The organism is Pseudomonas sp. LB3P14 (assembly GCF_054898045.1).
The window spans coordinates 5,205,877-5,212,237 of sequence record NZ_CM142714.1; the positions used below are offsets into that span (position 1 = coordinate 5,205,877).

Below are 6,361 nucleotides of genomic sequence, written 5' to 3' on the forward strand. Positions count from 1 at the left end.
AATCAGAAAGGCGCGTCGCCCTGGATGGTGGTGCGATACAACTTGCGGCGCAGATAGCTCGGGCATCCGGCGGCAAGATGAATCAGCGAACGGTTGTCCCAGAACACCAGGTCGTGGGCCTGCCATTGATGGCGGTAGATGTTTTGCGGCAGCACGCTGTGGGCGTAGAGCTCGTCGAGCAGTTGTTTGCTCTCGTCTTCCGGCAGACCGACGATGCGCGTGGTGAAACCCTCACTGACGAACAACGCTTTGCGACCGTTTTCCGGATGCGTACGAACAATCGGGTGAACCACTTCAGCGACCTGCGCCAGTTGTTCCGGCGTCAGCGTCGGGCGCCAGTTGCCTTCGAATTTGGTCTCGCTGTAGCGCGCGGTGTAGGAATGCGCCGCCGAGCGACCTTCGACGGCTTTGCGCAGCGCTTCGGGCAGGTTGTCCCAAGCTTTGTGCATGTCGGCAAAGAGCGTGTCGCCGCCTTCGGACGGCAGTTCCTGGGCGTGCAACATCGAGCCCAGGCTTGGCAGTTCTTTATAGGAAAGGTCGGAATGCCAGAACTTCCCGGCGTCGCCGAGGCCGATGGATTGGCCGTTTTCGATGATGTTGGAAACGATGAGAATTTCCGGATGCCCGGCCAGCAGGAATTGCTTGAGCACATGGATCTGCAACACGCCAAAACGACGGCTGAAGGCGATGTGCTGCTCGGGGGTAATACGCTGGTCGCGGAACACCACGACGTGATGATCCAGGTGCGCGCGGTGGATGCGGGCGAAGTCCTGATCATTGATCGGGCGGGACAGGTCGAGGCCGATGATTTCGGCACCGACGGCGCCACTGAACGGGCGGATGTCGAAGGTTTGCGGCGCGATGTTCGCGGCGCTTGGGGAAGCCGTTGCTGCAGACATAAATCACTCCCACGCACGGCACGCTCAAGGGCGCGCGCGTCGATCAAGAAACTCACGGAGGTCCCGTGTTGGTTCGTGTCGTGCGGCGCGCCGATTGGTCGGCAGGTACGCAGGAGGATGACTTTATAGATATAAGAACTGAAATTTAAATACCGTTAGCGAATAACGATATGGCTTTTCCCTAGCACCGATTGTTCCCACGCTCCTGCGTGGGAATACATCCCGTGACGCTCTGCGTCACAGAGGACGCGGAGCGTCCATGCGGCATTCCCACGCAGAGCGTGGGAACGATCAGTCAGGCTCACCGCTCGTGCAGCGCTTCAGCCCGCGCCCGAATAATCGGCTTGAGCAGGTAACTGAGAACGGTCTTCTTGCCGGTAATGATATCCACCGAAGCCACCATCCCCGGGATGATCAGCAACGGCTTTTCATCCGTCCCCAAGTGGCTGCGATCGGTACGCAGTTTGATGATGTAGTAGGTGGTTTTCTTGTCTTCGTCGGTGATGGTGTCCGCACCGATCTGCTCAAGCTTGGCTTTGAGCCCACCATAAATGGTGTAGTCATAGGCCGTGAACTTCACCGTCGCCTCTTGCCCCGGATGCAGGAAGGCGATGTCTTGCGGGCGAACTTTCGCCTCAACCAGCAAAGTGTCGTCCAGCGGCACGATTTCCACCAGGTCGCTGCCCGGCTGGATCACGCCACCGATGGTGTTCACCAGCAATTTATTGACAATACCGCGCACCGGCGAAGTCACCAGCGTCCGGCTGACTCGGTCTTCCAGCGCCTTGCCGGTGGCCTGGGCCTTGTTCAGATCAGTGCGTGCTTCGTTGAGTTGAGTCAGTGCTTCGCTGCGGAATTTGCCGCGAGTCTCGTCGATCTTGCGTTGCACTTCCTTGATCGCCGATTGAGCGCGAGGAATGGCCAGGGTGGTCGCGTCCAATTGCCCGCGGGTTTCAACCTCGGCGCGCTTGAGTCGCAAAACCTCCACCGGCGATACCGCGCCCTGGGCCACCAACGGCTCGGACATGTTGATTTCCTGACGCTGCAACGCGAGACCGTTACGGTACTGCGCCTGTTTGGAGGTGAACTCGCGCAGCTCTTGCTGACGCTGGATCAACTGCTCCTCCAAACCACCAATTTCATCGTGCAGCTGCTGACGGCGACTGATGTACAGCGACTCTTCGCTGGCCGCCTGACCAGGTACGGCCTTCAGCACGTCAGCGGGGAAGTTCAGCGGTCGGTCGTCGACTTCCGCACTCAAGCGCTCTACTCGCAGCAGCATCGACAGCCGATCGGCTTCGGTTTCGCCGACATTGGAGGCGAATCGCGTGTCGTCCAGGCGAATCAGCGGCGCGCCGGCCTCGACGATCTGCCCTTCGGTCACGAACAACTCGGAGACGATACCGCCCTCAAGGTTCTGGATTTTCTGGATCTTCGACGACGGAATCGCCTTGCCGTCGCCCTTGGTGACTTCGTCGATCACAGCGAAGTTGGCCCAGACCATCAGGAACACAAAGAAGCCGATGATCGCCCAGATTGTCAGCCGCACCACGCGTGGGGCGTCTTCGATCAGCGCTTTGTTGACCTCGGGAAGTGGCTGGTCATGCAGCGACTCGGAGCCTTTGAAATAACGGCCGATCGAATTCTTGAAACCCGACTTAAGCAACACTGATCTGCCCCTTCTTCAACGCTTCCATCACAGAGGCTTTCGGGCCGTCGGCGAGAATCTGCCCGCGGTCGATGACGATCAGACGATCCACCAGCGACAACAGCGAAGCCCGGTGCGTCACCAGCACCACAGTCTTGTTTTCAACCACCGCCGCGAGGCGTTGCTTGAGCCTTTCTTCACCGGTGTTGTCCATGGCGCTGGTCGGCTCGTCGAGCAGCAGGATCGGCGGGTTGAGCAGCAACGCACGGGCCAGGGCAACGTTCTGACGCTGACCGCCAGACAGGTTCTGCCCACGCTCGCCAACTTGCAGCTCATAACCTTGCGGGTGCAGGCGGGCGAATTCGTGGACGCCGGCCAACTCGGCAGCTTGCAGCACCATTTCGTCTTCTACATAGCGTGCGCCCGACACGAGGTTGTCGCGCAGGGTCCCGGCCAGCAGCTGGATGTCCTGAGCTACATAGCCGATGTTGTGGCGCAATTCGCTGACGTCGATCTGACGGATATCGACGCCATCCACCAACAGCGCGCCATCGTCCGGCTGGTAGAGACCTACGAGCAGTTTGGCCAGGGAACTTTTACCCGAGCCGCTGCGACCGATAATGCCGATCTTCTCGCCGGGCTTGATGATCAGGTTGATGTCCTTCAGCGCCGCGTTCTGTTGGTTCGGGTAAGTGAAGTTCATCTGCCGGCACTCGATGGCGCCTTGCAGGACCTTGCGGCTCAGTGGGCGTTCCTCGAAGTTGCGCTCTTGCGGCAGCTCCATCATCTGATCGACCGAGGTCATGGTCACCCGCGCTTGCTGGTAACGGGTCAGCAGGCCAGACAGCGAGGCCAGTGGGCTGAGGGCGCGACCACTGAGCATGTAGCAGGCGATCAAACCGCCCATGCTCAGGTGACCGTCGATGATCTGGTACACGCCGAAGACGATCATGATCACCCCGGCCAGTTGCTGGATCAGCAAGGTGATGTTCATCGCCAGACCGGAGAGCATTTTCACCCGCAACTCGAGGCGGCTGAGGGTGCCGATGGTCTGCTCCCACTGATATTGGCGTTCGCTTTCGGCGTTGTTGACCTTCACTGCATCAAGGCCGGCGAGGGTTTCGATCAGGCTCGACTGACGCTCGGCGCCCAGGGCCATGGTCCGTTCCATCGTCGCCACCAGCGGTTTCTGCAGCGCATAGCCAATCAGCAAGGCAATCGGGAACGCCAGCACCGGAATCCACACCAGATGCCCGCCGAGAATCGCGATGACCATGAAGATCAGCAACGTAAACGGAAGGTCGATCAGGCTGGTGAGGGTCAGCGAGGCGAGAAAGTCCCGCAGGCTCTGAAACTCATGGATGTTCTGGGCGAAGCTGCCGACTCGCGCGGGACGGTACTTCATGGCCATGCCGACGATGCGCTCGAACAACGTGGCCGAGATGATCAGGTCGGTTTTCTTCCCGGCCAGGTCCAGACAGAGGCTGCGCAGGCTCTTGAGGATCAGGTCGAACAGGTAAGCCCCGGTAATGCCGATGGCCAACACCCACAGGGTCGATTCGGCCTGGTTCGGCACGACGCGGTCGTAAACGTTCATCACGAACAGCGGCGCGGCCATGGCAATGATGTTGATCAGGAAACTGGCGGCGATGGCGTCGGCGTACAGCCAGCGCGAACGCTTGAGGGTGTCGCGAAACCACGAGCGCGCGCGCGGGATCAGCGTGCCATGATTGACGTCGAATTTGTGCTGGGGTTGAGCGAAGAACACTTTGCCAATGTAGTCATCGGCCAGCAGTTCACGGCTGACAACGCTTTCGCCGCCATCGCTTTCGCTGATCAGCAGGCGCGCCTGGTCGTCACCTAGCCAACCGAGCAGGACGGCACTGCGACCATCCTTGAGCAGCAACAGTGCCGGCATGGCAATCGCCGGGATCTGCTCCAGTTTGCGTACCAGAACCCGCCCTTGCAGACCGGCGCGAGCTGCCGCGCGGGGTAGCAGTTCAACGCTCAGACGCTGCTTGGGCAACGGCAGGCCGGTGGTCAACATCGCGGCACTGGCCGGTTTCTGATGCAGGGTGCAGAGAGCCAGCAAGCCGTCCAGTAACGGATCGTCATGCAGCGCGCGTGGATCATGAATGAGTTGAACTCGACTGACTTCTGATTCCACGCTCGACACTCTTGGCTAACAATTGAACAATGAAGGTTCGGCTCAATTCATACCGGGCAGTTGAACCTTGGGCTTGACGTCGTTTTGCACAACGGATGCCAACGGTGCGACCACTCCCTGGCTCTTGAGCAACTCGCCCATGGTCGCCTTGATTCGGTACTGAGTAAATAACTGAATGTTCTTGATCTCCGCCAGGCGACGAGAAGCCGAGAACAGCTCGTTTTCGCTGTCGAGCAGGTCGAGCAACGTGCGCTCGCCGAGGCTGAACTGCTTCTGATAGGCGGTGCGCACGCTGGTGCTGTGATCGACATATTGCTGGGCGATCGGCACTTGGGCATTGGCGTTGTTCAAGGCGTTCCAGGCCAGGCCCAGCTCTTCGTTCAACACGCGCAAGGCGTTGTTGCGAATATCCAGTGCCTGGTTGGACAGGTAGGACTTGGATTCCAGATCAGCCTTGTTGCTGCCACCGGCATACAGATTGAAGCGCATGCGCAACATGGCCTGCCATTCATTGCTGTGACCGTTCTGGCCGTCGAGATCGTTGTCGGCGGTGCGACCCAATTCGGCATCGAAGCGCGGGTAGAAGCTCGACTTGGCGGCTTCGTACTGTTTCTCGGCAGCGGCAATGTCAGACTCGGCGGAACGCAGGATCGGGCTGTTTTCCAGCATCTGCGCCCGGGCTTCATTCAGGTTGGCCGGCAACAGCGCCATGAAATCGGCAGGACGCTCCAGCTGATCGGGCATCTGGCCGACGGCGCTGAGGAAGTTGGTCTCAGCGTCGGCCAGGTTGGTCTGCTCGGTGATCAGGTTGTTGCGGGCCTGGGCCATACGCGCTTCGGCCTGATCGAGGTCGGCGCCGCTGCCCACGCCGCGCTGGGTGCGCAGTTTGATCTGGTCGAAAATTCGTTCGTGGCTCTTCAGGTTGTCGGTCGCCAGGCGCACGAACTCACGGCGGGTCAGTACATCGAGATACACCTGAGCGACGGTGAGCGCGGTGCGTTCGGACGTGCCCAGCAAAGAATAGGCGCGGGAGTTAACAGTGGCTTGTTGACGCCCCACTTCACTCGACGTCGCAAAACCGTCAAAAATCATTTGTGACAACCGCACACTCGACTCGCTGCGATTCAGGGTTTCCCAGTGATTGTTGTTGCCGGCGGCACGCGTGGTGACGTTGTCAGTGCCTTCGCGACCATAACCGCCGAGCAGATCGACCCGTGGGAGGTATCCACCTTTTGCTGCCTTTAACTGATAATCCGCGGCCAATCGACTGTTAACCCCTGCCTGGATTTCCGGATGGACATCCAGTGCCTGTTGCATGGCCTCCGGAAGGGTCTGCGCCTGAACAAAACTGGCGGCTACAGCGAAGGGTAAAGCCTTGAGCAGGTGCAAACGCATTATTGGAGTTTCCCGGAATTGCTTGTCTTGAATCACTGCAGAACGTGCCGCTGCATCGGATGATGACAACCGGAATGACCGCTTGTCGGAAAGTTGAATATTGAAACTGAATCACACTCTGTGAGAGCGGTCGGCGCCGAAATATCAATGTGACATTACGGGGGCGAGTGTTTAGGATGGCGTGCACAAGGTCAATAGTTTGGCATAAAGTTTATAACGAAAAAATATAGCCAATTTGTTGACGAATAACCG

General features: G+C 59.0%; 4 protein-coding genes. All 4 read right to left on the bottom strand.

The annotated features are described in order from the left end of the window. Positions 1-2 precede the first annotated feature (2 nt). Complete coding sequence (locus ACYZT5_RS23815) at positions 3-899, bottom strand: TauD/TfdA dioxygenase family protein (RefSeq protein WP_192409757.1); 897 nt, start codon at positions 897-899, stop codon at positions 3-5. A 301-nt stretch (positions 900-1,200) separates the two neighbouring features. Continuing rightward, entirely contained in the window at positions 1,201-2,568 is a 1,368-nt protein-coding gene (locus tag ACYZT5_RS23820; protein WP_462047665.1) for an HlyD family type I secretion periplasmic adaptor subunit, read from the bottom strand. Then, a complete protein-coding gene (locus ACYZT5_RS23825; protein WP_462047666.1) occupies positions 2,558-4,714 on the bottom strand; it encodes a type I secretion system permease/ATPase in 2,157 nt (718 codons plus the stop codon). The genes ACYZT5_RS23820 and ACYZT5_RS23825 overlap by 11 nt, the downstream gene beginning before the upstream one ends. Positions 4,715-4,756: 42 nt before the next feature. Then, a complete protein-coding gene (locus ACYZT5_RS23830; RefSeq protein WP_462047667.1) occupies positions 4,757-6,109 on the bottom strand; it encodes a TolC family outer membrane protein in 1,353 nt (450 codons plus the stop codon). Positions 6,110-6,361: the final 252 nt, after the last annotated feature.

Excerpts from the sequence above, each read along its gene's own strand:
- ACYZT5_RS23830 (WP_462047667.1), bottom strand. The coding sequence starts at position 6,109 with ATGCGTTTGCACCTGCTCAAGGCTTTACCCTTCGCTGTAGCCGCCAGT.
- ACYZT5_RS23815 (WP_192409757.1), bottom strand. The coding sequence starts at position 899 with ATGTCTGCAGCAACGGCTTCCCCAAGCGCCGCGAACATCGCGCCGCAA.